The following is a 23,738-nucleotide window of genomic DNA, read 5'->3' as shown; positions in this document are numbered from 1 at the left end:
CAAATCAGCCACCTCCAAGCCCAAACAAACTCAGAATCTTCCTCATAAGCGAGCGTATCTTTTCAAGTAGATTGCTGAACCAAGAGTCTGACTTGTTATAGAGGACTTTTATCTCAGCATGCCCGGAAACAAAGGCATCAGCGGGCACTTTCACGACTATCTTGCCGTCATCCAGTCTCTCGATCTGAAGCGTCTCTCTTGAGCCAGTTAGGGCCACGGCTTCAATAACATCGTCCTCATCTTCGACGTTAAGCGGGACAAGAACGGTGACGTTGCTCACATCAGCGTTGCTATCTATCTTGATGACTTTCACATAAGTATCAGTCTTACCCTTGATGGCATTCTCAGCCATTCTTTGCGCTACTGTCCAGTCGGTGATGCTTCTGAAGTCGTCAAGCTTTGCCGGAAACTCAAGCTCCTCCTTTGAGATAGTCCATACCGAGCGTATCCAATGCGTTGAAATCTCGCCCGGCTCAAGGCTGTCTGTGCTGATGAGATAGAGCGTCGAGCTGTTTGATGGTCTCCACTCTGCCATCCTGATGCCATCAATTTCAAACTGCGGATATTGGAGAACGCTAAAGCCCAAAGAAGTTGGGTCAACAGAATAGACGACGTTCAAGCGTGTAGCAGTTGGATTCGTTACTTTGAACTCCTTCTCATAGACAAACGTCTTCTTGTCTCCGTTAAGCAAAACCGTCTTGGAGAAGCCTCCTTTTTCGCGGACGGTTTCAAACTGTATCGGCAAATTGAACTGGATTTTGTCGGCACGATACCAGTAGTGGCCCTGATAATAAAATGGAGCACCTGTATAATCGGAGACCAATTTCGGAGCGCTGGTGATGCTCATGTTTACGGCAGACTCGGGCACGGGCACGTAGCCATTCGGGTCGGACGTGCTGACCTCGAGACCAGCATAGAACGTTGCCCTATCGCGGGATATATCTATGAACGGACTGGAAATCTGTCTGAAGTTCGCTAGCTCGGAGAGTTTTTTCCTGCCTGCTAAATACAAGAGCTTTATCTCGTCGTCTGTGAGTGCTCGGTTGTAAATGCGCGCTTCATCAACATCCCATACATGCAACCCTTGATAGCCTGGATCCCCACTCCTGAAGTAGTTATACACCAGACCATCAAGCCCACCAAGACTTGAGAAGTCTTTGCATGTCCACTCTCCATCATCAACCCTCAAGCATATCTGCTTTATGTTGAAATCAACTTTTCCCACGTACATATGCCACTGTGAAATGTCTCCATACCACTCCACACCAATCTGCGCTGTTCCGTTATTAATTATAAAGACTGATCTGTCCTTTGCATCCAAATTTGCTGAATATCCCGTAGCAAACTCAAGTCTAATATTCGTCCAGCTTGGACCCAATATTATTAACATATCTGGAAAATCATATCCAGCATCCTGCTGTATTAGTCTCCCCCATACCACAAATGTGAGAACTCCCGTTGCCGGAATGTTGATATTTCCCTGTACATATGTTCCACCCGTAAACTCAAACGCATTCTCGATTTTGCCCGTTGTGAGTTTTGGATACCCCGTCGTGGTGTTGAAGACAATTGTCGCATTCACCGGTGTCCCGTTCACATAGCATAAAGTCACGTTATTGGTCACGTCCATAGCGTCCAGCGGGCAGAACAGGGTAACGTCGGCGAAGTTTAATGCATCTTCAGGGACGATGACCCACTTTGGCAGGTCGGGAGTTGCAGCGCTCACCGAGCCAACTACGCCGACGAGAAAAATAACCATCGCCAAAATGCCCGTCTTCTTCACATCCACATCCCTCCGCGGAGGTTTTCAGCCGGGCCTCATCGCTCTGCCGGCTCAGCCCTCCACCATGAATGTGAAAGAAGTGATTTGAGCAAGTGGGGTGTTCTAAGAAGGTGAATTGGTAAGGAAAGCTTAAATACAATGTTTCAAAAGAAATCATAGGAGGGCTTTTTTCACAAAATTCTCGAATCTCTGCGTCGGTTTTCGTCTGCCATCGGCGTCGATAATCACATACCGTGGGTCATCGCCGTAAATGGAATGATAAAGGTTGAACAGCCGCCAGACCTTCATATGGTTAAGGCCATACTTCCGTGCGATTCCTCTTATCGAAACAATCCTCACGCGCTCCACTCACCCCTCCCCCCATTAAATAAAGAGATGTCTGCGTCGCGGACGCCATCATTGTAGCCGTCGATATAGCCATGCGCTTCTATACAAAATGCAAGGAAAATAAGGGCTCCAAGCAGGAGCATCCAAACCGGGCTCATTCCGACCCCTCCAACACGGCTTTCAACTTGTCAACAATCTCGGCGTATTCCCTATCCGCGTGCCTTTCGAGGAGAGAATAATCAGCGTCCAGAACCTTCTTCGGAACCCTACCTTGGATGTAGTTAATGACCGCCGGCTGAACCTTGAGTTCAACGAGGTAATCCGAGAACCAGGTTCTGATGTGGCTCGCATTCAGCCGGCCGTAGCGCAGGTACTTCTTCGCCATGTCATATGAGTAGTCGCTCCTGAACAGCTCGTTCGCCAGCTCAGCTGGCATGTAGACGTAGAACATTGACTTCGTGCCCTCGTGGTAGAACAGCGCGTACTTTGCTATGCCTTTATCCTTCAGTACGGTCAGCTTCTCGGGCGTGTAGTTGTTAAGGAGCAGCTCGACCAGGTGCTTGAGCCTTGCGCCGCTGAGGACGAGCAGCTTGTAGAGCAGAACCTCCTCAGGCCGGCCGTATTTCTTGAAGTACTCATAACCCTCACGGATCTCCTCGGGAAGGATGTGGAGCTTGCGAACCTTTGCCTCCTTGATTTTGATGATCCTCTTGAGCTTCATGTAGAGCTCGCCGGAGATGACGTCGTGGTCGTAGAGGAAGCCAAAGAACTTCCTGAGGGCTTTCCCGTAGTTCCGCTTCTGGCCGTTTGCTATGTATGCCCTGCGAAGTTCTTCAGTTGTGCTGATTCTGTGGGCACCGAAAAAGCGGTCGAGCGCGCTCAAGTAGTCTTTCGCTGTGGATTCAGCCACTTCTGCAACGAGAGCCTCTGCAAACTGCCCCTTGTACCTGACCCACAACTCGTTGAACTCTACCGGCCTTCCAAGCCGTGACCCGGGTTCAAATCCCGGCCACCGCACCATTCTAACAAACTTCGTGCAGGCGAAGTTTGATCAAGGCTCGCATGTCTTCTCAAACTGGTAGTTTTTGATTTACTTTGCATTTTGCCAGTTTTATAGCGTTTCACTGCAGGAATAAAGTCCTTCGGGCGTTAAGAGGAGAGTGAAACATTTCAATTCGCAGGTTTTCAAGTTAAACCCCTGGAAATTGCTGTTTTTAAAAAACATGCAAACTCATTCCAGCGGATTTAAGGTGAAGTTGACTCTTTGATCAAACTTTGCACTGTAAAGTTTGCTTTGCTGGCGCAAAGCGCCGCTTTTGCTAACGCTCAAGCATCCTGACGGATGGCTGAAAAATTCTGGCTGCTTTTGAAATACTGGCTTTTGAGAGTGCACTTGCTCAAGTAACAGAGTTTAAGCCGGATTTTTTTGTTAACTGGCCATTTTCGATGAGTCTCTCACGGTATGACACCCGAAGGGCGTCAAGAAGAAAAGCAGACTCTAAAGTCCATGGGGTCGGTTTTTCATCATGAAATCCCCCTTAACGGACGAGTTTGAAGAAAGTGCACACCGTTAAATGGCCAATTTATCGAGCAGTCACAACTTTGGTCCGCCTTCGTGGGAAGCGAAGCTTCCCGACGTGTTGAGACGAAAGTCTCAACATGCGAAGGCAAAGGTTGTTCACCTTCGCGTTCTAAGACTGTTGTCTTAGCCTCTCCACTTTGCTGGAGGAATTGACGGGGTTCGTGCATTTTTCTTCACGTACTAACTTCGCAGGACTCTTCATTCGCTAGCTTTTAAGTCAAGCTCACGTTAAACTCATGGATTTGAGAAGATAACTCTTTGATCAACCTTCATTCGGCGGAGCCTGGGGACTGAGACGACAGTCTCAGGATGCACAGGCAGAAGTGTCGTTCAGCTCTTCAGCTCCATTCTAACCTCCTCATCCAGGAGTATGAAAAGTGCCAGTGCTGAGAGCAGCGTTAAGCTTACCGCTGGAACTGACAGGCCTATGAGAACCCACAGGAGGCCAAAGAGTAAATCGAGAAGCGCTATGTGCGGGGAGGCGTCCACAATGGGCTCGTGGCCCTTTTTGATGCCGTAGGAAAAGGCCAGATGAATTGTTGCGATTATCAGAAAGCCCCAGAATGTGTATTTCTCCCCAACGCTTATAGCGGCCATGCCGTAGAAATACACCGAGAGAATTAAAAAGAAGGAAAAGACAACCGTTTTAGGCCGCATCGCCTAGCTCCTCTACGGGGAGCTTCATTCTTGAGACTGCTATAAGGGTCAGGATTCCGAGGAGCGGCATTAAGGCCAGCTCCCCTAGGGCCAGTGTGGTGCTCTGCCTTGCGAATATATCCGTAACGGTCGGTGCCACAGCGTTGGCCGAGTTGGAGATTAGCCCGAGGGCGAACGAGGCCTTCGGGAAGATGCTCTTTGGATATGTCGCCGGGGCGCTCGTCCAGAACGCCGGGCCAGTTCCCTGGAGGGCCCCAATGAGGACAACAGAGGCGAGCGCTAAGGTGTAGTTGCCGTCGAGCATGGCCTTGGCGTAGATGACAAGTCCTATGAAGGAGATAGCATAGGAAAATATCATGACCTGGACGATGGCCTTGAAGAGTCCCTTGGCGGTTGGGTTCTTCCTTGAGAGCATGTAGCCGATGTAGCCCATGCCTATTGACCAAAGGGCCTTGGATATGTTGAGGCTCGTGCTGAGTGTTGCCACGTGGTCCTTAGTCCACCCCATGCTGTAACCGAGGGAAGCAGAGAAACCCACGATGGTGAATATGACCCACAGTGCTGGGAAAAATGTGGAACCGAGCACCCATGTGAACTTCATCTTCCAGACGTTGACCTTGGTGGTTGTCTCACTCTTGTGGGATATCTCAAAGTCTTCAGTGAGAAGCCACCAGATGGCGAGAACCGCGTACATAATAAGAACCGTGCTCCAGAACCCACCCTTCCAGCCGAGGGCTTCAACCGCGTATTTGGCGCTCATGCTTCCGAAGACCCCTCCCCAGAAGATGCCCGAGAGAATTATGCCCTTGGCAAAGGGTCTCTCGGCGACGAAGAAGTGGGCTATCTGAGTGCTGAAGAGGGGGACAAGGGTGACGACAAAACCCTGGATAAATCTCAAGAAGACGACAACGTACCAGTTCGGTGCGAGGGGGATGAGTGCTTGGGTTATCGCGGCCCAGCTCAGGGCTATGGCAACGCTCCTCTTGAAGCTGCCTTTATATATCTTAGTATGACCGAGGAGAAAAGCGATGAAAAGACCGAAAACATAAGCTATGTGCTGCCACTCGTAGGTATTAGCATCTATTCCGAAGTGAGCCATAACGTCGGGCTTCGCAACTGCCATCATGCTCAGCGTTCCGAATCCAGCCGTCATGACGAGGGTATCTAACAAAACTGATTTCCACCGTTTATCCATGCTATCTCTCCTCCCTACAGCTTTCCAAGTATCATCAGCACCCCGAAAAGAATGAAAAGCCCTCCGGCTACCTTGTGGACAACATCGAGGGGGAGAACATCTCCGAGTTTGTCGCCCAGAAAGGCCCCGATGAGGGTGACTGCCGTGAGACCGAAAATTGCACCGACGAAGGCTGTCTTCCAGCCGTACTTGGAGGCAAAAGCTATGGTGGCAAGCTGAGTCTTGTCGCCCAGTTCAGCAAGAAAAATTGCAATAAAAACCGCGAGTATTCCGTCCATTACCTTCACCATCATAGTTCTAAGAGGGCTGCCTTCATCCTCTCCATTGCCTCGATTAGCTGGCTCTTCTTGGTGGCGTAGCTGATTCTAATGTAGCCCTCGCCGGCCTTTCCGAAGGCCGTTCCGGGTATGACGACAACTCTGGCATTCTCCAGAAGCCACTCAGCGAAGTCCTCGCTGCTCATGTCTAGCTCCGGATCTATCTTTGCCCATATGTAGAAAGCACCCTTTGGCTTGAAGGGTGTTATGTGTGGCATCTTGTTGAGGTATCTGAGAACGACTTTCCTTCTCTCGGCGTAGGTCTGGCGCATTCTTTCAACGGCTTCCCAGCTGCGCTTGTCGCGAAGGGCGGTTATCCCTGCTATCTGGACGAAGGAGGTGACGTTTCCGACGATGTAGGCGTGGAGCTTTATCATGTCTCTTATTACCTGGGTCGGGGCTATGGCGAATCCGAGGCGCCAGCCCGTCATGGCGAAAGTCTTGGAGAAGCTGTTCGCTAAAATCGTGTTGTCTGAGGCGTACTTTATCATCGGGTAGTGTTTTGCTCCCTCATAGAGGAAGTGCTCGTAGGGCTCGTCGCTGAGGATGTAGAGGTTGTAGTCCTCGGCTATGTCGGCTATGGCCTTTACAGTCTTCTTCTTCAGTATGGCTCCGGTAGGATTGTTCGGGTAGTTGATGACGAGCATCCTCGTGCGCTTGGTTATGGCCTCGACGAGCTCGTCTGGGTTAAGCTGGAACTCGTTCTCCTCACGGAGGGGAATCCTGATTATTCCCGCTTCTGCTATCTTGGCATCCTCAACGTAGCATACAAAAGCCGGATCTGGAATGATAACGTTGTCATCCTTCTCGAGGAGCGTCTGGAAAGCGAGATATGTAGCTTCATAAGCTCCGGCGGTAACGATTATATCATTTGGAGAAACGTCTACCTTATAGTAGCTCTTATAGTATTCGGCTATCGCCTCTCTGAACTCTGGAATGCCCGCATTGGGTGTGTAATGGGTGTATCCCTCATCGAGGGCCCTTTTTGCGGCCTCTTTGATGATTTCAGGCGTGTCAAAGTCGGGTTCGCCGATGCCAAGGGAAATGACATTTTCCATCTTTGAAGCCTTTTCGAAAAGCTCTCTGATCTTTGAGCGTTGAATCAGGTTTATACGCCCCGCAAGGAAGTACTTGCGCTTTTTATACTTCATGAGCACCACCCCAAGCAGTCCAAAATGAGGAAGGGATTTTATAAATCTATCCTAGAGGGAGTACAGAAAATAGTCATATGGCCCCTATAAAACTTCAACAAGTGCTGCTTTTTCAAAAAAAGTTTTCACTTTTTCTTTATCACAGTCGTCCATCGGCAGCTCTTTCAGGCCCAGCTCTCGAATAATGGCCTCCATCCTGCTGCGGTTTCCAAAGACAATGAGATAATTCTCCCCGTTCCTAACTCCGTGCTGGGCTATGGCGTCTTTTATCTGCAGGGTTCCGGCGAGGCGGAGGAGCAGCTCACCACTTGGGGTTCTTGCGTGGTTTTTACCTCTTTCGAATGAGCGGATGGCTAAGAGTGCTGCAAATGCCGCCGCTTCCCAGCATTCGGTGTAAACGATCTGAAAGTCCCCGCCCAGCTTGGGGATGAGCTTATCTGCGTTTTTCACGTGAACTTTTGCAATGTAGAGGTTCTCCCTTATTTTTCTCATCGAGCCACCCAAAGTTAGCTGAAATTTTCGACGTTAAAACCCTTTCTCTCCCCCGTCTTTTCGAGGATTAATGTATTTTTTGTTCATTTAAACTTTTTTTTAAAATTTTTTGAAAATTATAATATGCTGATAATATTAAGCAAGCGCAAAGTATTTAACTAATTAAAGCACTACTTATTTTAGCAGCTTATTAGACTAGGTGGTGCAGTGATGAGCAAGATGCGCGTCATTAGTGTACAGCTCCCGCAGGGTTTGATAAACGCCATGGATCAGCTTGTTAGAAAGGGAGTCTATCCCAACAGGAGTGAGGTAATCAGGGAGGCAATTCGCGAGCTTTTGAAGAAGGAGCTGTACCAGCTCGAGACCGAGGAACGTTCAACACCAGATTACATCATGAAATAAGCTGCTGAAATCACGTTTAAACTAACTTTCAATGTAATTGCCTATGAACCGAGGGGGTTGGGGCCATGGTATTTAAGCTCCTAGAGCAGGCTGGAATTAAACTGGATTTGGATGATGAGCCAAAAACAGCGAAGCTTGATGGGTTCTCCAAAGAGAACCTTGAGGATCTGATAAGGATAGTCATAGTGGGTGTGGGTGGTTCTGGAAACAACACGATAACCAGGCTCTATGAGCTTGGTGTCCAGGGTGCTGAGCTTATAGCCATGAACACCGATGCCCAGCATCTCGCTAGGACCAAAGCTCACAAGAAGCTCCTTCTGGGTAAGGAGATAACCCATGGTAAGGGTTCTGGAGGAAATCCTGAGATGGGCTACCGTGCTGCCGAAGCGAGCGCCCACGAGATTGCCGAGACCATAGGTGATGCTGATCTGGTTTTCATAACCGCCGGTATGGGTAACGGCACGGGCACGGGTGCTGCTCCAGTCGTTGCCAAGGTCATCAAGGAGCGCGCGAGGCACAACGGTCGCTTTAGGGAACCGCTTGTCGTCAGCGTCGTTACGTTCCCCTTCAGGAACGAGGGTAAGATTAGGATCGAGAAGGCCAAGGCGGGCATAAAGGCCCTCATGTACTACTCGGACACTGTCATAATCATCGAGAATGACAAGCTCCTTAAGCTAGTTCCCAAACTTCCGATAAACGCCGCCTTCCGCTTCGCCGATGAGATAATCGCCAGGATGGTTAAGGGAATCACGGAGACCATAAAGCTCCCGTCGATGGTTAACATTGACTTCGCCGATGTTTACAGCGTCATGCACAACGGTGGGGCGGCCCTCATTGGAATAGGTGAAAGCGACTCCAGCAACAGAGCCGTTGATGCCGTCAAGAATGCCCTAGAGAACAAGATGCTCGACGTCGAGTTCGGGAGCGGCGATAAGGCGCTTGTCCACTTTACCGTTGGTCCTGATGTCAGCCTTGGCGAGATAAGCGCTGCCATGGACGTTGTCTACGAGAAGCTCGGTGAGAAGTCGGAAATCAAATGGGGTGCAAGGATAGACGAGGACATGGGTAAAGTTGTTCGTGCAATGGTAATCATGACCGGAGTCAAATCACCGCAGATATTCGGCGGTGAGCAGGCCCTCCGTATTGGCACCGAAAAGGATAACCTTATAGCACCAGAAGATATCAAGCCGTTCCCATCAAAGGGCAAGGACTTCAACGAGATATTCAGTGCCATCATTGGGAGGAAGAACGAGGAGGGCCTTCCACCCTACGCGAAGAGGGTTCTCGACGGCTTTATAGACTTCACATGATTTCTTTCCACTTTTTAACCTTTAGGCAGGTGATTCTAATGGCAATGGTGATTAGCATAGCCAACCAAAAGGGTGGGGTAGGGAAGACAACGCTCACCATGAACCTCGGCCACGCGCTCGCCGCCATGGAGAAGCGCGTTCTTCTGGTAGACATTGACCCGCAGTTCAATCTCACATTTGGGCTCATCGGCATGGAAGTGCTCAACTATGAGGGGAACAACGTCGGAACAATAATGACACGCGAGAGCAGCGTCGAGGAAACCATCGTGGAGGTTAAGGAGAACCTCCACCTTATACCATCGCACCTTAACCTCTCTGCCAAGGAAATAGAGATAATCAACGCCTACAACCGCGAGAGAAGGCTTGAAAAGGCCTTAACTCCTATACTGCCCGACTATGACTACGTGCTCATCGACAACCCGCCAAGCATGGGCATCTTCCTCGTCAACTCGCTCACCGCTTCCGACTACGTTCTCATCCCGCTCGAGCTGAGTTACTTCGGCGTCATCGGAATGCAGCTCATGTTCAATCTAATGCGCATGATACGGGAAGAAACCAACGAAAACCTCAAGCTCCTCGGCCTGATTCCCAACAAGTTCACGCGCCAGACCAAGGTTCCTAAGACCCGTCTCAAGGAATTGAAGGAGGCCTACCCCGACGCACCGATCCTGACCACGATCCCGAAAGCGATAGCACTCGAAAAGGCACAGGGTATGGGGTTGAGCATATTCGAGTTTGAGGGTGGTGGCAGGGCCGCAAAGGCCTTTTCAAAGCTCGCCAGAGAGGTGGTTGAACTTGTCGAGGAATAATAAAATCCCAAAGCTTTTTGATGGTTCCGTTAACGAGCTCACCAGGCCGTCAAAGCCCAAGAGGAAGGAGGAAAGGGCCAAATCTATGGACCTAAAGAAGGAAAAGAAGCAGAAGACCCTTTACATAAGCCTCGACATAAACAGGAAGCTCATCGAGCTCTACGGAGAAGAGGGCAGGAGGCAGAGCATTATCGTCGAAGATGCCGTCAACCTATACTACTACCTCAAGCAGGCCCTTGGCGAGAAGAAGTTCGACGAGCTCATGAGCGCGGTCAGGAGGGAGGATTCCGAGTTCCTGAGGGAGTACATGGAGAAGTTCAAACTCTAACGTTAATCAAGCCCGTGGAATAACCCGCTAAAATCGGGGCCCCAACCCCGTTGGGATTAAATCAGAGTGCAATCACTCGCAGTAGGTTTCTACTATCCTCTGGATTATTTTGCTCGTCTTTGCCCTGTCGTCCCTGTAGAGGTATGGAATCCTTATGACCTCGGCCCGGATGCCATGCTTTTCCAGCTCTTCCTTGAGCCTCTCGCAGCTGAACCTCTGGTCCGGCCCGATTGCTATGATGTCTGGGTTTATTTTCTTCACTAGCTCATAGTCTATCGTCCCGGGGGTGCCTATGTAGACCTCATCGACCATCCTCAGAGCCCTCAGGAGTTCAGCTCTGTCCTCGGCTGGGTTTATCGGGTTGCGGCGCTTCTGCATTCTAACAGTTTCGTCGTGGGCGACTATAACTACCAGCTCATCGCCTAAACTTTTGGCCTGGTTCAAAAAGTGGATGTGACCGACGTGAAGGAGGTCGAAGACCCCGCCCACGAGCACCCTTATCTTCTTTCCCATTTCATCCCACCGTCAGCTCCCAAATCTTGTCCTTGGCGTGGTGGATTACCTTCACGGCTTTGCCCTTGGGTTTTTCCTTCATATTCTTACCGTCCATTAGTGCTATCCCTATGGCCAGAGGCCTCCCGTAGTCTTCCTCAACGACGAAGACGAAATCCCCTTCTTTAATTCCCTCGTCGGCGTCTGTTATGCCTGGTGCCATAACATCTGCCCCTTTCAGGATGAAGGGAACCGCTCCAGCGTCAACGACGACTCTTCTCCTCCACTTTCTCAAATCCTCTTCGTTAGACAACTCGTAGAGCGCTATGACGAGCGGAAAGATGAGGCCCTTCCGCCTTATGAACGTCGGCCTGCCGTTGACGAGAATTATCTCTGTAGTCTTGTCGAACTCCGCCAGTTCAACCCGGTCCTTCTTTCTCACAAGCTTTTCTGCCACCTCTTCACCGAAAATTTCACCCATCTCGCGGATGGTTTCCTTTATCTCCTTCTTGCTAAGGGGGTACTTGACCTTCAGCTCCATGGCTCACACCTCCTCAATCTCTTCGTACAGCCTTTTGGCGCTCTCCCTTGGATTCTCGCTCGCGTAGATGCTCCTCCCGACTATGATGTAGTCAGCGCCAGCCTTTAAAACTGCACGTGCATCTCCCCCTTGGGCGCGACGCCGGGGGTGAGTAATTTAATCTCTGGTTCTAGCCTCTCGAGGATATACGCGACGCGCTCGGACCTCGTGGCGGGGGCTATGACGCCGAAGGGTCTCAGCTCGTTGGCCATCTCGATTAGCTTATCCGTCACTGGCTGGATGAACTCTTTTGCTCCCGGGTGGCTCATCTCGACGACCATTATCGTTTTCCCGAGCTCCATGACGGCTTCAACACTGTCCCTCCCAACGAAGCCGTGGGCTATAATGTAGTCGGCTCCTGCCTCAAAGACCCTGCTTGCTATCAGCTTGTTGGTGTTCGGGATGTCGGCTAACTTGAGGTCGGCTATTATTGGCAGCCCAGTAACCTGCTTAAGCTCGGTGATGATGCCTAGCCCAGAGCCTATTATGAGAGGCCAGTTCACCTTCACAGCCCAGAGGTACTCAGCGGTGCACTCGGCTATCTCAAGGGCCTTTTCACGTTCATAAACGTCGAGGGCGAGGATCAGCCTGCTCATTTCCTCACCTCACGAGTGATTTAATGTCCTCTGGCAGCTCGCTCTCCTTCAGGAAAACCACAACGTGATAGGCGCTCTTCATTGCATCCGGCTCCCTCTCCGCCCACGTCACCACGACGAGGTCGCCCTCCCCAAGCTGGAAGGTCTGGGTTATTCTCTCCGCCAGCTCGGGCATGGTTTCACTTAGGGACCTTCCGTCCTCCGGAAAGACAGGCTCTCCATTCCTGATGAGCAGTATCATAGCTCCCTTGGCGAAAAACCTTATGGCCTCATCGCGGAGCTCTATACTCTTGAACTCCGGCGGGTTCCTAACGACGAGGGCGTAGGCTAGGTAACCATCGATTTTTCCCACCTTATGAACCTCGGAGAAGTGTTTTGAAATTTTTCCAAGTAGCCTCATGCCTTTCTCGTTGAGGACATGTCCCCTCTGGGTGGACTCGATAATGTCAAGATTAGCGAGCTTCTTCAGGAGGGTCCTAACACTTCCTTCTCCAAGGTCGAGAATCTCCGAAATAGTTTTTCTACCCGTGGGGTTTCTCAGCATGAACAGAATCGCAACGGCATCCTCAAGCGTGAACTCTGGATAGGCTCCCCTCTTCCAGCTCATCGGCTTCCCTCCGAGAAAAGTATGGCAAGGAGATTAAAACTTTATTGGAAAATGGAGAAAGGCTCAGAGCCACTTGGGTTCGAGACCGGCCCACATGCGCATCTTCTCGTGGGCGATGATCCTTGGAATGTTGCCCTTCTCTACTGGTCCCGGGTTCTTCATGTAGAAGGCGTTGACCTCGTAGACGGTTCCGTAGGCCTTCTTGTCGAGGGCTATCTTGCCGAGCCTGGCGAGGTCAACGAGCAGGCCGGCCAGAGCAGGGCTGTCGTTTATCCTTCCAGTTATTACGAGCTCATCGTGGGCGCCGTTGAAGCTGACATACTCGATGTGCATGGCGATGAACTTCTTGTCGCCGAGCGGCTCGAGGAATCCAGTCGGCTTGATGTAGTGCGGTGCGTCGTAGCCGAGCAGGTCCTTGACGATGGAGCTTTTGGTGAACTCCTTGCTCTTGTTCCTTTCCTTGTCGGTCAAAGCCAGGAAGTCCTGGTTTCCACCGATGTTGAACTGGGCTATATCCAAGACGTAGCGGTTCCTCTGGGCGAGGTGGCTGAGTACGTCGGCGGTGAGCGGGGTTGCACCAGTGGCACCGTCGTCGCCAAAGATGACGAGGTTGCTCTCCTTGGCGAGCTCAACGAAGGCCGGATCGTTGGCTATGAGGGTGGGAATCGCGTTGACGAATGCCGCTCCTCCGACTTCCTTGGCGTACTGAGCGACGGCGTAGGCGTAGAGCTGGGTGGCAGTGAGCCTCTCCTTTCTGTCCTCGGCTATGGCATTCTCAAGCTCATCCTTGCCCTCAAAGGGGACGAAGGCCTCGGTGGTACAGACATTGACGAAGACCTCTGCCTTGAGTTTCTTCCACTCCTTGACGAGGTGCTCAACGGCTTCCTTAAGGGTCATCTCGTCGTCGAGGCCAGTTGCCTCGAGCGGAAGGTTCCTGAGGCTTCCAAGGTGGACACCCTTCCTGATGGGTATTCCCCTGAGGCTTTCAGGGGCTTTGGGGTCGTAGGACTTGACAACATCGTAGAGATCCTTTCCGACCTTGGCCTTGTCAACGTCGTAAGAGCCAACTATCTCGATATCCTTTATCTTAATCGGGAGCTCGTCGGCAAGGGGGACGCCGTAGGGCTCGAGCTTTCCGGCCTTTATCTTCTCCAGTCCACTCGCGAAGATGCTTGCGACATAGCCCTGTCCGAGTATCACAACCCTGACCATTTCACCCACCTCCTTTTTGTTGTTTTCAAATATTTTACAGTAGTTAAATAGTTTTTGGTTGCCAAACTTTTTTGGCCAAGAGGTACGCTGTCAGGGCAACCCGGACGTTTGTCAGTATGGCGAGTAGCGCAAAGAGGGTCTTGACCGACAAGGTCGAGGGCCAGAGGAGGAAGAGCATGGTCAGGAAGACTCTCTCATCCCTCTTTCCAGGGAGCCTTCTGAGGACAGGAACCTCCTTGTAAGCGTCCCTGCAGAAGGCTCCTTTGAACCTCTCGGTAGAGTAGCTCACCAGCACAGAGCCGAGGATGGCCAAGAGCGCAACGAGGTACCAGATGGGCTCCCTGAGGGTCGAATAGGCTAGGAGGGCCAAAAAGGAGCCGTCAACGTAGCGGTCGAGGAGCGAGTCTACGTAGCCACCAAGCCTGCTCGTCCTCAGCTGGGCCCTCGCGAGCTCCCCGTCACCGCCGTCGAGTCCTCGCGCGTTTTACGTCCTCTGGCATATCTACGTCTATCCAGGGGAGGCCGTCGATGAAGGTAACCTTCAACTTGGCCCCTTCAACGACTTCCCTCAGCTCAAAGCTTTCCTTTTCACTAGCAAGCGCTGAAGTAACTTCGAAGATGCTCTCGCCTAGCACAAAGAAGCCAGTATCAACGGCGTCCCACTCGTGGAGGTCCTTTCCAATCTTAGCAACTTTGTCGCTTTCCACCCTGACCTTGGTGGCCTCTTCAACATTGGCCTATTTTGGTTCTCTGTCGGCTATTAAAGCGAGTAGCCGTTGCCCCGCTCCGGCTCGGGATTGATTACTATCTCGGCGTTGAAGCCATTTCGCTCGACGAACTCTTTGTAGAGATTCGAATATTGGGTATTAGTGACGATGACAAACCTGGAAACTCCAAGCTCTTCCAGCGTTCTCATCGTTCGGTAAATTATCTCCCTGCCGGCCACCTTGAGCAGGCCCTTAGGCTTTTTGCCCATCCTACTTCCCAGGCCAGCCGCGAGAACCACTGCTGTCTTTGGCACCATTAACATCACCTTTTTAAAGTTCCCATCGAGCGCTTTGAGAGGTCCTTAGAATCTAAGATTAAATTAACTACAGGTAATTTAAGATTTTGGGGTGAGGGGGATGCGCGTTGCAGTGCTCTATTCCGGTGGAAAGGACTCCAACTACGCCCTCTACTGGGTCCTCAAGCAGGGATTTGAGGTAAAATACCTCGTTTCGATGGTGAGCGAGAGGGAAGACAGCTACATGTACCACGTGCCGAATATACATCTCACAGAGCTCCAGGCGAAGGCGATAGGGATTCCCCTCATTAAGGGCTTCACAAGCGGTGAGAAGGAGAAGGAAGTGGAAGACCTGAAGGAGGTTCTTGAGGGCCTTAGGATAGACGGCGTTGTTGCGGGGGCTTTGGCGAGCGAGTATCAAAAGAAAAGAGTGGACAGGGTTGCTGGGGAGCTTGGCCTGGAGAGCTTTGCTCCGGCGTGGCACAGAGACCCGGTCGACTACATGAGGGAGATAATTGAGATTTTTGACGTCGTTTTTGTTGGAGTCTCAGCCTACGGTCTCGACGAGAAATGGCTTGGCAGGAAAGTAGACGAGAAAGCCCTGGAAGAGCTCATCAAGATTAACAAGAAGTACGGCATCCACGTCGCTGGCGAGGGGGGCGAGTTCGAGACTTTCGTGAGGGATGCGCCGTTTTTCAAAGCTAGGGTCGTTTTCGACGAGGTAGAGAAGCGGTGGGACGAGTGCAGCTATTCTGGAACGCTGATTGTCAAGAGGGCTCATTTGGAGTGGAAGGACGCTCAGAAATGATTTGGGCTTTTCTGGGTCTGTCTTTTGTTTTCATCTGTTTTCCAAGTGCTTTGCTCCCATAGTTTCAACCCGATTGACTAATAGTAATGAGAAAAGAAATTAAGCCCCATACGGAGGTTTGGATTTTATGCAATTCTAGCTATCTCCTATTTTAAGAGTTTCTTCAGTGAAAGTCATCCAACCAGCAAGGTTTATTAAAGATCGCTCGGCTTTTAGTTGGGGGAGGGGTGTGATTGAAGTCGAGAACCTAGTTAAGAGCTTCGGCGCCACGCGCGCGGTTAGGGGAATAAGCTTCACCGTCAAAAATGGCGAGATATACGGTCTCCTTGGGCCCAACGGGAGTGGAAAATCAACAACCCTGAAGATTCTCGCTGGAATAATGAAACCCACTTCCGGCAGGGTTCTGGTGGATGGTATCGACGTTAGTGAGAACCCGCTCCGTGTAAAGGAGATAACCGGCTACGTCCCGGAAACTCCAGCCCTCTACGAGAGCCTCACCCCAGTTGAGTTCTTCAACTTCATCGGCAGCGTGAGGAGGATTCCACGGGAGCAGCTTGAGGAGAGGGTAACCACTCTTGCCAGGGCCTTCGGCATCGAAAAATATCTCGGAGAGCTCATAGGTTCGCTCAGCTTTGGAACCAAACAGAAGATCTCCCTCATAAGTGCACTCCTCCACGACCCCAAGGTACTCATTCTCGATGAGGCCATGAACGGCCTCGATCCCAGGAGCGCGCGGATCCTGAGGGAGCTCCTCATCCAGTTCAAGGACGAGGGGCGGAGCATAGTGTTTTCGACGCACGTCCTCCAGCTCGCGGAGATGCTCTGCGACCGCGTCGGGGTCATCTACAACGGCGAGATAATAGCTGAAGGGACGGTGGATGAGCTCAAAGAGTTCGCCCACGAGGAGAGCCTGGAGGATGTGTTCCTCAAGCTGACGGAGAGTCAAGCTGAGGTCTTCGCAGTTGTCCAGGCCCTTAAGGAGACTCTTTAGGTGGGAGCATGCTTGAGATTGTGGGGATACTCTATAAGGAGCTTCACTATAGAAGGCTGAAGAACAACCCTCAGATAGCGAGCGATCCCAAAAAGCTCGCGAAACAGCTGAAGACCAGTGGGGATCTGGTTAAGGGCGTCATTTTCCAGTCTGCGGTCCTTCTACTCTTTGGCTTTATGATCGGGATGGCGGTTAACTCCACCAATGATGAGTTCAAGGCGGTAGTGGTGTTCTCCACCTACGCGATGCTCCCCTTCGTGATGGCCCTATACACGACAGCCGTCAACGCTTCCTACGCAACCTCTATGTGCATCTTCGAGCCGTTGAAACCACTCCCCATCAAAACTGGCGCGAAGTATCTCAGCCTGCTCCTCATGGTTGACAACGTCCCGGCTTTGGTGGCTATGCTCCCAGCGGTGGCTTTCCTCACGCTCAGCTACGGCATTGTTGGCTTTCTGGGCCTGCTCTGGGTTGTCGTCGGCGCGTTCCTGGGCCACACCCTGGGGCTTGTAATCTTCTCGCTCTTCGGCCTCCGCACGAGTATCGGCGGAAGGTTCTCGGGCCTCAAAACTCTCGCCAGGGCGATTGGGATTTTGCTCTTCATCGGTATGTTCTACGCGATAAACTATCTTCAGGCCTATGTTTCTGAGCACTACGAGGAGCTGGCGGGTCTGTTTTCCCGTTACGCCATAGCCTACCCGTTCTCCGTGACGTCTATACTGGAACCTCCTACCTCGGTTCTAATGCTCCTCTGCTACGTTGCGGTGCTCGTTCCCGTTTATCTTGCGGTGATTGGAAAGCTCTGGGAGGGAATGGGCGAGGGCAGGATCGTGTCGCAGGGTGGCAGTACAGTCTTTAAGGCTAAAACGCTACTCCCTGCGGTGGCGATTGCTGTGAAGGACTTTAAAATAGTCTTCCGGAAGAGCGCTCTCCTCGTCGGACTAATACTTCCTATTTTCATAGTCCTCCCCACGGCTTTGAGCGTGCTGAGCGAGGGCGGAACGAGTGAGCATGCCATCATGCCGGTTCTCTTCATGATAGCCTGGATGGGCTCCATCGGAGTCGATACGGTGCTTAAGATAGACGGACTGGCCTTTGAGGTTCTTCAAAGCCTGCCCATAACTCCCAGCCAGTTTGTCAGGGGAAAGCTGATAACGATGAACGCCGTTCCGGTCTCGGCAGGTTTTCTTCTGGTTGCGATGGCTGCTTACCTTAAGCCATCCCTCGTGAGGCTCCTCCCGGCGGCTGTAGTTCTGCCCCTCATGACGTCTTCGCTGGCCATGCTCTACTTCTACCGCGGTGAGAAAGAGCTCTCCCTGCCAGAGACGAACGTTGGCGACGTTATAGTCCTCATGATACTCAACGGAATAGCCCTTGGAACAGTCAGTGTCGTCTGGTTCCTCTTCGGCTACTGGTACACACTGGCCTTGGCCCTTGCTGGAGTTGTCGTTTTTCTGAAGGCCGTCAGCACGTGATGTGGAATATCCCAAGGGCTCTCTTCTCTTTTCTCAGCTTTTCGAAGAGCTCGGCCACCTCTGGCGTTGGGCTCTCAATGATTTCTTTGTCCTTGACCAGCTCCCTACTCTCCGGTAGAATGGAGAGCATACCCCAGAGGCCGGTCCCAACGACGAGAACGTCAAAGTCCTCTGTGAGGTACTCCCTTAGCTCCTCCGGGTCGAGCTTGTGGCTCGTGCCGTGCTTTTTCTTGCTTATCTCCTTCTTCCTGCGCTCCACCCTGCCGCTGGGGTAGACCACTATATCATACGTGTATTCCTTCCCGTCCACGATTATCCTTCCAAACTCTGGAATCTCGATCATGTCATCACCTCAGTGGCAGGGCGTCTTCTATAATCCTCGCGTGGTCGAAGGCGAGGGGGACTTCCTTAACTCCATCGATTGGGACAACCATGACTTCCTTTGCATCGTCCCCTGCCTTGAGCTCCCCCCTGCCGAAGGCCAAAAAGGCCACCGTCACAGTGTGTCCCCTTGGATCCCTGTTCGGGTCTGAGTATATCCCGACAAGGCGGAGGAGCTTTACGTCGAGACCGGTCTCTTCCTTCGCCTCCCTTACCGCGGCTTCCTCTACCGTTTCGCCGTACTCGACGAAGCCCCCCGGCAGGGCCAGGTGGTCCTTGAAGGGCTCGTTCTTTCTCTTCACGAGAACAATGCCCTCGCGGTATAGGATGACGAGATCAATGGTCAGGCCTATACATCTGTGGAGCCCAATCGTTAGCTCTGGATGTTTTTCTCCGAGAAAAGCCTTGAGCTCTTCCCTTATGGATTCCATGTCCAGCCCCTTGGGGGCCTTTACGAGGAGAACGTACCTGTCCATATCACCACCTCAGTTAAGTCCCTTCTCATCATCTTCAGCACGCTGACGTTCCATCATCGGTAGAGAATAGTTCCCGTGGGGCTTTTATAGTTTTCAATGTTGAGAAACACCCTCACTTTTCTCGACTTTTACCCTCCTCGCCAGCTCGTCCACCTCTTCCATGGAGAAATCAAAGCTCCTTCTCTCCAGGAACAGTCCCGTGAAAGCGTTTGCTCTCTTGAGAGCCTGGATGAAGGGGCAGCTCTTGTAGAAGTAGCTGAAGGAAGCGAGGAAGACATCCCCTGCCCCAGTGGATTCCTCCACGTCAAACTTAGCCGGTCTGTAGATGTATTCTTTACCTCTCAGGTAGGCCCTTCCGGGCTCTGGTCCGTTGGAAGCCAACAGGACCTCAACGTCTTTTGGCTGGAGACTCTTCAGGTAGGGAATCTCAGATATGTCCGCGTGGAGCACCTTAATGCCTTTGAGGAAAGAGGCATCAATGGAAATGAGCTTGACCTCCCCGATTTGGGGAGCCCTTATGAACCCCTGGACGTCTGCTACTAGGAAGTCCGTCCTTTCCTTGAAAGCTTCAACGGTTTCTGGAGGAATCTCGTTGGCAACGGGATTGAGTACTACGATGTCATAGCGGTTGGGAGAAACTTCGGTTATCGGCTCGGCCCTACCGAGGAGCCTCAGCGTCCTCGTGTTCCCGTCCGAATAGCGGAGCTCGTAGGTGGTGCTTTTCTCTGAGGGAATGGCCTTTACTTTTATCCCCCTCTCCCTGAGGCCGTCCAGCCATTCTCCCGGAAAATCTCTGCCCACACTGGTTAGTATCTCGACCTCGCAGAACTTTGCCAGCGCGAGCGCGGAGTAATAGGCACCGCCCCCGATTCGCCGTTCGTTGGTTGAACCCTTGGCTATGATGTCAGCTGTGAGATAACCCACGAGAAGGCACTTCATTTGACCCCGCCTAACTTCAAATATAGAGAGCGCCTTAAATAAAAACCTTTTGGAAATTCGCCGAAAAGTTTATAAACCTAAAAGCGAAAAGCTTAAAAGGATGTTCCTTTTGGGGTGGGGCTATGAAGCGCCTAGGCAAGGTTTCTCACTACGCAAAGCAGGGGTTTTTAATTCTGCGCACTGACTGGGTTCCCTCGCTCAACGAGCTCGTGGTGGATAAGAAGCTTACGGTGGTTGGGGTAGTGAAGGATGTTTTTGGGCCTGTTGAGAAGCCCTACGTAGCTGTTAAACCTCGTGTCAGGAACCCCGAGAACTACGTCGGGGCTCTACTCTATGTCGACACCAAACGCAAGAAGGCTAAGGCGAATCACGGAAAGACAAGAAAGCCCTCCAAGGTTGGGAAGAAAAGGCGCCCTGCCCCCAGGAAGTAGGGGGTGAGAGCTTTTGGCTGATAAGAATGTTTGTCCCATTTGTGGCTCCGATAAGCTGTTCTACGATCCGCGGAGAGGCGAAATCGTCTGTTCTGTCTGCGGTTACGTCATTCAGCAGAACATCATCGATGAGGGCCCCGAATGGCGCGCCTTTGACCCAGACCAGAGGGCGAAGCGCGCTAGGACCGGTGCGCCCATGACGTTGATGATCCACGATAAGGGCCTCTCTACCGATATAGACTGGCGCGACAGGGACATTCACGGCAACCAGATTACGGGAATGTACCGCACCAAGATGCGCCGGCTGAGGATGTGGCAGCGCAGGATGAGGATAAACGACGCCGCCGAGCGTAACTTGGCATTCGCCCTGAGCGAGCTCGACAGGATGGCGGCCCAGATGATGCTGCCGAGGCACGTTAAGGAGGTCGCCGCCTCGCTCTACAGGAAAGCCGTCATGAAGAAGCTCATCCGCGGAAGGTCAATCGAGGGAATGGTCTCGGCTGCCCTCTACGCCGCCTGCAGGATAGAGGACATTCCGAGGACGCTCGATGAGATAGCGGCCGTTTCCAAGGTTACAAAGAAGGAAATAGGCAGGAGCTACCGCTTCCTCGCGAGAGGCCTCAGCCTGAACCTCAGGCCAACTAGTCCCGTAGAGTACGTCGACCGCTTCGGCGATGCCCTCGGCGTGAGCCAGAGAACCAAAAAGCGCGCCAAGGAGATACTCCAGGAAGCCATCAGGAGGGGCATAACCAGCGGAAAGGGGCCAACAGGTTTGGCAGCGGCTGCTTTATATGTCGCCTCCCTGCTGGAGGGAGAGAAGAGGACTCAGCGAGAAGTGGCGGAGGTTGCTCACGTCACGGAGGTCACCGTTAGGAACCGCTACAAGGAGCTCGTAGAGAAGCTCGGCATAAACGTCCCCATCTGAGGGATAATCATGCTCGTGGCAGTGATTAGCGACACACATTACGGCAATAAAACAAAAAACCTCCCTTCCCTTCTTTTTCAGCATCTTGAAAAGAAACGCCCAGGCCTTATATTACACGCCGGAGATATTACCTCTCCGGAGCTCCTTGAGAGGCTCGAAGAGTTTGCCCCGGTAGTGGTGGTCAGAGGCAACGTAGACCACCTGCACCTGCCTGAAGAGCAGGTTATCGAGGTCGAAGGCCTCAAAATTGGCGTACTTCACGGTCACCAGTTCGTGATCATGAACGCCCAGACACTCACCTACAAGGCCCTCGACATGGGCGTTGACGTTCTCGTTTTTGGCCATACTCATAGGTATTACTACGACACATACTCCTTTCATGGCCAGAGGGTTGTTCTTCTTAACCCGGGCTCGCCGACCTTTCCGAGGATGGACTCCGCGGGATTTGCTTTTCTAAAAGTGGACAGTACAAACATCTCAGTCGAGCGCATTAATTTCTGGTAGGACAGTGGAAAATCAAGAGAAAAGAAAGGCTTTCAGGCCTTGATAGCGAGCTTGATGTCCTCGGCCTTGACGGTCTTCCTGCCGGCGTGGTGGGCAAGGTCAACCGCCTTCTTGGCGATCTCAATAGCCTTCTCCTCAAGGTGCTCGGCGAGGAGCTTGGCAGCGTCCTCGCTGACGCGGGCAGCGCCAGCCTTCCTTATCAACCTGTCAACTGGGGCAATCGGCAACTCAGCCATTTTCCCAACCTCCTAAACGTTGTTTTGCAGGCATCTGCGTTCTATTCTAAGAACAAGGAGCTATATAAACTTTTCGGAAATGGGGCACTCTGGAGGCAATACTCGGCCATTTTTCAGTGGGGTATTGAGAAATTGGGCATCATTGGGTCTGTGACTTATAAACGGCTCAATACTAACTTCAGGGCGAAGTTTCGAAAGTCGATTTTGGGCATTTAAATCAGGTTTACTTACTGCTTGTTGTTCTGATTTCCCAAAAGGGGATGGGAGTTTGGGTCGCTGGCGAAGGAAAAGCGCCCTTAATACGCACATAGAGGCATCAATGTCCCAAAATTGAACCATAGCATTTTTATAGGGATTTATGCAACCTTTAGGTTACCAAGGAGGTGAAAGGATGGTAGAGAAGTTTGACAAGATATATGACTACTACGTGGACAAGAGCTACGAACCCTACAAGAAGAGGGACATCATAGCCGTATTCCGCATAACCCCTGCTGAGGGATATACCATCGAGCAGGTGGCCGGAGGTGTGGCCGCCGAAAGCTCTACGGGAACTTGGACAACACTCTACAACTGGTACGAGGAGGAGCGCTGGGCCGACCTTTCAGCTAAGGCCTATGACTTCATTGACATGGGTGACGGCTCATGGATAGTTAAGATCGCTTATCCGTTCCACGCCTTCGAGGAGGCTAACCTTCCGGGACTTCTCGCCAGCATAGCCGGAAACGTCTTTGGAATGAGGCGTGCCAAGGGGCTACGCCTTGAGGACATGTACTTTCCGGAGAAGCTCATCAGAGAGTTCAGCGGTCCGGCTTTTGGTATCAAGGGCGTCAGGAAGATGCTTGAGATCAAGGACCGGCCCATCTACGGTGTCGTTCCCAAGCCAAAGGTCGGCTATTCTCCGGAGGAGTTTGAGAAGCTTTCCTATGAGCTTCTTCTCAACGGGGCCGACTACATGAAGGATGACGAGAACCTCACCAGTCCATGGTACAATCGCTTTGAGGAGAGGGCTGAGACCATCGCCAAAATCATCGAGAGGGTCGAGAGCGAGACGGCGAGAAGAAGACTTGGTTCGCCAACATAACAGCTGACGTTAGGGAGATGGAGCGCAGGCTGGAAATATTGGCTGACCTCGGCCTCAAGCACGCGATGGTTGACGTCGTCATAACCGGTTGGGGAGCCCTTGAATACATCCGCGACCTCGCGGCAGACTACGGTCTGGCCATTCACGGCCACAGGGCAATGCACGCGACCTTCACCAGGAACCCCTACCATGGCATCTCGATGTTCGTCCTGGCGAAGCTCTACAGGCTCATCGGTATCGACCAGCTCCATGTTGGAACTGCTGGAGCTGGCAAGCTTGAGGGTGGCAAGTGGGACGTCATACAGAACGCCAGAATCCTGAGGGAGGACCACTACAAGCCCGACGAGAACGACGTCTTCCACCTGGAGCAGAAGTTCTACAGCATAAAGCCAGCCTTCCCGACCAGCTCAGGCGGCCTGCACCCGGGCAACCTGCCGATAGTCATAGACGCCCTTGGAACCGACATAGTCATCCAGCTTGGCGGTGGAACCCTCGGCCATCCGGACGGGCCTGCCGCTGGAGCGAGAGCAGTGAGGCAGGCTATCGATGCCCTCGTCCAGGGTATACCACTCGACGAGTACGCCAAGACCCACAAGGAGCTCGCAAGGGCATTGGAGAAGTGGGGCCACGTCACCCCAATCTGACCGC

Annotated in this window: 26 protein-coding genes and 3 pseudogenes; 11 read left to right on the top strand and 18 right to left on the bottom strand. The window is 52.0% G+C overall.

The window, feature by feature from the left end; all coding sequences use genetic code 11:
- Positions 1–4 precede the first annotated feature (4 nt).
- The 8 genes from A7C91_RS01760 to cgi121 form a co-directional block, all read right to left on the bottom strand.
- Positions 5–1,783, bottom strand: coding sequence for a hypothetical protein (locus A7C91_RS01760; protein WP_199920070.1), 1,779 nt, complete (start codon positions 1,781–1,783; stop codon positions 5–7).
- Positions 1,784–1,936: 153 nt separating this feature from the next.
- Complete coding sequence (locus A7C91_RS01755; protein ID WP_199920069.1) at positions 1,937–2,131, bottom strand: hypothetical protein; 195 nt, start codon at positions 2,129–2,131, stop codon at positions 1,937–1,939.
- A gap of 133 nt (positions 2,132–2,264) precedes the next feature.
- On the bottom strand, positions 2,265–3,131 hold the full coding sequence (locus A7C91_RS01750) for an integrase (protein ID WP_068664367.1): 867 nt from the start codon (positions 3,129–3,131) through the stop codon (positions 2,265–2,267).
- Positions 3,132–4,022: 891 nt separating this feature from the next.
- Positions 4,023–4,349, bottom strand: a complete 327-nt coding sequence (locus A7C91_RS01745; RefSeq protein ID WP_068664365.1) for a hypothetical protein — start codon at positions 4,347–4,349, stop codon at positions 4,023–4,025.
- Complete coding sequence (locus A7C91_RS01740) at positions 4,339–5,544, bottom strand: MFS transporter (protein WP_068664364.1); 1,206 nt, start codon at positions 5,542–5,544, stop codon at positions 4,339–4,341. The genes A7C91_RS01745 and A7C91_RS01740 overlap by 11 nt, the downstream gene beginning before the upstream one ends.
- Positions 5,545–5,558: 14 nt before the next feature.
- Positions 5,559–5,822, bottom strand: coding sequence for a TMEM165/GDT1 family protein (locus A7C91_RS01735; RefSeq protein ID WP_068664362.1), 264 nt, complete (start codon positions 5,820–5,822; stop codon positions 5,559–5,561).
- An 11-nt stretch (positions 5,823–5,833) separates the two neighbouring features.
- Positions 5,834–7,012 (bottom strand): aminotransferase class I/II-fold pyridoxal phosphate-dependent enzyme, encoded by a 1,179-nt coding sequence (locus tag A7C91_RS01730; RefSeq protein WP_068664360.1) that lies wholly within the window; start codon positions 7,010–7,012, stop codon positions 5,834–5,836.
- A gap of 84 nt (positions 7,013–7,096) precedes the next feature.
- Positions 7,097–7,504, bottom strand: a complete 408-nt coding sequence (gene cgi121 / locus A7C91_RS01725; RefSeq protein WP_068664358.1) for a KEOPS complex subunit Cgi121 — start codon at positions 7,502–7,504, stop codon at positions 7,097–7,099.
- A gap of 210 nt (positions 7,505–7,714) precedes the next feature.
- Here cgi121 and A7C91_RS01720 point away from each other — a divergent pair, with 210 nt between their 5' ends.
- The 4 genes from A7C91_RS01720 to A7C91_RS01705 all read left to right on the top strand — a co-directional run bounded on the left by A7C91_RS01720 (position 7,715) and on the right by A7C91_RS01705 (position 10,353).
- Entirely contained in the window at positions 7,715–7,906 is a 192-nt protein-coding gene (locus A7C91_RS01720; protein ID WP_068664356.1) for a ribbon-helix-helix domain-containing protein, read from the top strand.
- A 65-nt stretch (positions 7,907–7,971) separates the two neighbouring features.
- Positions 7,972–9,216: a cell division protein FtsZ gene (gene ftsZ, locus A7C91_RS01715; RefSeq protein ID WP_068664354.1), complete on the top strand. Its 1,245-nt coding sequence runs from the start codon at positions 7,972–7,974 to the stop codon at positions 9,214–9,216.
- Between the two features lie 38 nt (positions 9,217–9,254).
- On the top strand, positions 9,255–10,025 hold the full coding sequence (locus A7C91_RS01710) for a ParA family protein (protein ID WP_068664352.1): 771 nt from the start codon (positions 9,255–9,257) through the stop codon (positions 10,023–10,025).
- Positions 10,012–10,353 carry a CopG family transcriptional regulator gene (locus tag A7C91_RS01705; RefSeq protein WP_068664350.1) on the top strand — a complete coding sequence of 114 codons (342 nt, stop codon included), beginning with the start codon at positions 10,012–10,014 and terminating at the stop codon, positions 10,351–10,353. Before A7C91_RS01710 ends, A7C91_RS01705 begins: the two co-directional genes overlap by 14 nt.
- A gap of 72 nt (positions 10,354–10,425) precedes the next feature.
- Here the strand turns inward: A7C91_RS01705 and A7C91_RS01700 are convergent, their stop codons facing one another.
- The 6 genes and pseudogenes from A7C91_RS01700 to A7C91_RS01675 form a co-directional block, all read right to left on the bottom strand.
- A complete protein-coding gene (locus tag A7C91_RS01700; RefSeq protein WP_068664348.1) occupies positions 10,426–10,866 on the bottom strand; it encodes an FAD synthase family protein in 441 nt (146 codons plus the stop codon).
- 1 nt (position 10,867) lies between these two features.
- Entirely contained in the window at positions 10,868–11,386 is a 519-nt protein-coding gene (locus A7C91_RS01695; RefSeq protein WP_068664346.1) for an RNA-binding protein, read from the bottom strand.
- Positions 11,387–11,389: 3 nt separating this feature from the next.
- Positions 11,390–12,021 (bottom strand): annotated as a pseudogene (pyrF, locus tag A7C91_RS01690) (orotidine-5'-phosphate decarboxylase).
- Between the two features lie 4 nt (positions 12,022–12,025).
- The gene (locus A7C91_RS01685; RefSeq protein WP_068664344.1) at positions 12,026–12,628 is read right to left on the bottom strand and encodes a DUF4443 domain-containing protein; all 603 of its coding nucleotides are present in this window, start codon (positions 12,626–12,628) and stop codon (positions 12,026–12,028) included.
- A 63-nt stretch (positions 12,629–12,691) separates the two neighbouring features.
- Entirely contained in the window at positions 12,692–13,840 is a 1,149-nt protein-coding gene (locus A7C91_RS01680) for an inositol-3-phosphate synthase (protein WP_068664342.1), read from the bottom strand.
- Between the two features lie 43 nt (positions 13,841–13,883).
- A pseudogene (locus tag A7C91_RS01675) lies at positions 13,884–14,864 on the bottom strand (NTP transferase domain-containing protein).
- Between the two features lie 100 nt (positions 14,865–14,964).
- Here A7C91_RS01675 and A7C91_RS01670 point away from each other — a divergent pair.
- The 3 genes from A7C91_RS01670 (at position 14,965) to A7C91_RS01660 (ending at position 18,117) form a co-directional block, all read left to right on the top strand.
- Positions 14,965–15,651 (top strand): diphthine--ammonia ligase, encoded by a 687-nt coding sequence (locus A7C91_RS01670; protein WP_068664340.1) that lies wholly within the window; start codon positions 14,965–14,967, stop codon positions 15,649–15,651.
- Positions 15,652–15,880: 229 nt separating this feature from the next.
- On the top strand, positions 15,881–16,642 hold the full coding sequence (locus tag A7C91_RS01665) for an ABC transporter ATP-binding protein (RefSeq protein WP_068664338.1): 762 nt from the start codon (positions 15,881–15,883) through the stop codon (positions 16,640–16,642).
- An 8-nt stretch (positions 16,643–16,650) separates the two neighbouring features.
- Positions 16,651–18,117 (top strand): hypothetical protein, encoded by a 1,467-nt coding sequence (locus tag A7C91_RS01660; protein ID WP_068664336.1) that lies wholly within the window; start codon positions 16,651–16,653, stop codon positions 18,115–18,117.
- Here the strand turns inward: A7C91_RS01660 and A7C91_RS01655 are convergent.
- The 3 genes from A7C91_RS01655 to A7C91_RS01645 all read right to left on the bottom strand — a co-directional run bounded on the left by A7C91_RS01655 (position 18,107) and on the right by A7C91_RS01645 (position 19,913).
- Positions 18,107–18,460 (bottom strand): Mth938-like domain-containing protein, encoded by a 354-nt coding sequence (locus A7C91_RS01655; RefSeq protein WP_068664334.1) that lies wholly within the window; start codon positions 18,458–18,460, stop codon positions 18,107–18,109. The two genes, A7C91_RS01660 and A7C91_RS01655, sit on opposite strands and share 11 nt — an antisense overlap.
- A 4-nt stretch (positions 18,461–18,464) precedes the next feature.
- Entirely contained in the window at positions 18,465–18,974 is a 510-nt protein-coding gene (locus A7C91_RS01650) for an NUDIX domain-containing protein (protein ID WP_068664332.1), read from the bottom strand.
- Between the two features lie 93 nt (positions 18,975–19,067).
- Positions 19,068–19,913 carry a carbohydrate kinase family protein gene (locus tag A7C91_RS01645; RefSeq protein WP_068664330.1) on the bottom strand — a complete coding sequence of 282 codons (846 nt, stop codon included), beginning with the start codon at positions 19,911–19,913 and terminating at the stop codon, positions 19,068–19,070.
- Positions 19,914–20,035: 122 nt separating this feature from the next.
- On the opposite strand from A7C91_RS01645, the gene A7C91_RS01640 reads away from it, so the two are divergent.
- The 3 genes from A7C91_RS01640 to A7C91_RS01630 are packed head-to-tail and all read left to right on the top strand — an operon-like array spanning position 20,036 to position 21,773.
- Entirely contained in the window at positions 20,036–20,344 is a 309-nt protein-coding gene (locus tag A7C91_RS01640) for a Gar1/Naf1 family protein (protein WP_068664328.1), read from the top strand.
- A gap of 13 nt (positions 20,345–20,357) precedes the next feature.
- Positions 20,358–21,269, top strand: a complete 912-nt coding sequence (locus tag A7C91_RS01635) for a transcription initiation factor IIB (protein WP_068664326.1) — start codon at positions 20,358–20,360, stop codon at positions 21,267–21,269.
- Between the two features lie 9 nt (positions 21,270–21,278).
- Positions 21,279–21,773: a metallophosphoesterase gene (locus A7C91_RS01630; RefSeq protein ID WP_068664324.1), complete on the top strand. Its 495-nt coding sequence runs from the start codon at positions 21,279–21,281 to the stop codon at positions 21,771–21,773.
- A gap of 32 nt (positions 21,774–21,805) precedes the next feature.
- On the opposite strand, the gene hpkB is transcribed toward A7C91_RS01630, so the two are convergent.
- Positions 21,806–22,009, bottom strand: a complete 204-nt coding sequence (hpkB, locus tag A7C91_RS01625) for an archaeal histone HpkB (RefSeq protein WP_068664322.1) — start codon at positions 22,007–22,009, stop codon at positions 21,806–21,808.
- 391 nt (positions 22,010–22,400) lie between these two features.
- Here hpkB and rbcL point away from each other — a divergent pair.
- A pseudogene (gene rbcL / locus A7C91_RS01620) lies at positions 22,401–23,734 on the top strand (type III ribulose-bisphosphate carboxylase).
- Positions 23,735–23,738: the final 4 nt, after the last annotated feature.

Origin of the sequence: Thermococcus piezophilus (assembly GCF_001647085.1) — an archaeon.
In the GTDB taxonomy this organism is placed as follows: Archaea; Methanobacteriota_B; Thermococci; order Thermococcales; family Thermococcaceae; genus Thermococcus; species Thermococcus piezophilus.
Note: the sequence above shows the minus strand (reverse complement) of the source record. Positions and strands in the feature narration are given on the sequence as shown.